We start from the raw sequence: 1648 nt of genomic DNA, 5'->3' as shown, positions 1-1648 counted from the left end.
CGCGCAAAAGGAAGCCGCTTCGGCACGCAAAGCAGCCCCCGGCAGGCAGCCGGAAAGAGCGGGAGCAAGGAGAAGGTCAAGGAGCTACGCTTCACTGCCCATATCGAGGAGCATGATTACGAGACGAAGCTGCGCCAGGCGGACAAGCATCTGCGCTCCGGCAAGCCGGTGCAGCTGGTTGTGCAGGCCTCCGGCGCCAAGGAAGCCGCCGCGGCCAAGACCGTGCTTGAGCGGCTGGTCATCGATCTGAAGGAAGCCGGAGTCAAGGAAACCGGCCTTCAGACCGGCGGCAAGGGCTCGAAGGTGAAGTTGAATCCGCGCTGATCAGCGGTAATAACGACAAACAAGGGTGTCTCATAAGCCAGGATATGGCTGTATGGGGTACCCTTGTTTTTGTGTGCGCTTGGAGCATAGACTCAGCAGCAAAAGTTTAAACGGACTGAGATGACGTTAGTCCGGGGATTCCAGGCTCTAAGAACCGTGCTGCGGACTCCACAGACCTTAAGGGAAGCCTAATACTGTAAATCGGAGATTTTCCATATAAATAACTGCAGCTGAGTCCGCAATAAGCTTAGAGAACTGAAAAATCAACAAATAACGCCTCCTGTGTCCGCAACAGTCTGCCTAGGCCCAGATACAGAGGAGCGCTTTGCGCATGTAGTTTGTTTGCCATCACATCACGACGCACCTCATGCAGAGAGCCTGCACAAGTTGCGGAAGCCCTGCCATTTGCGGATTATTCAGAGCTCTTCCCTCGCACAAACCTAAGCATTACCCTCGTGCCCGCTCCCTCCACACTCTCGATGGCGATGGAGCCGCCATAACGTTCCATGATAGCCTTGGTAATGGCTAACCCAAGACCTGACCCGCCTCCATTCCGGTTCCGTGAACCCTCCGCACGGTAAAAGCGGTCAAAAATATGCGGAAGCTGCTCAGATGAAATCCCTATTCCGGTATCCGTAACAGCTATGGTAACCTGATCAGGTTCTACAACATGCCCAATGCGGACCTTGCCGCCTTCGGGCGTATATTTCAGGGCATTCTCCACGATATTGCGCAGCACCTGATAGCAGGCGCTGGCCGGCATCAAGATGAATAGCCCTTCTCCTTCACCAGACAGATCGCCTTCGATATTTAGGATCACACCCGGACCTACGTGTACCGTCTGAGGCAGCAGCTCGCGCAGGACCTCCCTCACATCACATTCTTCTCCTGCCCCTTTCTGCAGCGGCTCCTCCGTCTCGGCAAGCAGCAGCAGCTGGGCGATCAGTTCCTTCATTCTGCCTGTTTCATCCATCATGAACGCAAGTGACTCTTCCAGCACTTCCGGTGACTGTTTGCCCCACCGCTGAATCATATGGGTATGCCCTTCGATGATGGCAAGCGGCGTCTTAAGCTCATGTGAGGCATCAGCGACAAACCGCCGCTGCTGGTCAAAGGAAACACTTAGCTTTTGCAGCATTGTGTTAAAGGTGGCGCCCAGCTGATAAAGCTCATCCTGTGCCGCAGGCAAAGGCAACCGCCGCGACAAATTGTTTGCCCCGATGTTCTGCACCTCTCTGATCATGCTGCGGATGGGCTTCAAAGCGGAACGGGCGACAAGCAAGCCGGCCAGTGCCGCTACTCCAGCTGCCAGCAATAAGCCCAG

At 55.2% G+C, this 1648-nt stretch carries 2 protein-coding genes; one reads left to right on the top strand and one right to left on the bottom strand.

Annotated features, from left to right (window positions below):
• Positions 1 to 324, top strand: a 324-nt coding sequence (locus AQR02_RS00435; RefSeq protein ID WP_245236999.1) for a translation initiation factor, incomplete at its 5' end; no start/stop codon positions are given.
• Positions 325 to 736: 412 nt separating this feature from the next.
• On the opposite strand, the gene AQR02_RS00430 is transcribed toward AQR02_RS00435, so the two are convergent.
• On the bottom strand, positions 737 to 1648 hold a 912-nt coding region (locus AQR02_RS00430), incomplete at its 5' end, for a HAMP domain-containing sensor histidine kinase (protein WP_148449040.1).

It is taken from the genome of Paenibacillus ihuae, from assembly GCF_001368795.1.
Lineage (GTDB): Bacteria > Bacillota > Bacilli > Paenibacillales > Paenibacillaceae > Paenibacillus_AQ > Paenibacillus_AQ ihuae.
This window is presented reverse-complemented; position numbering and strand designations above follow the sequence as displayed.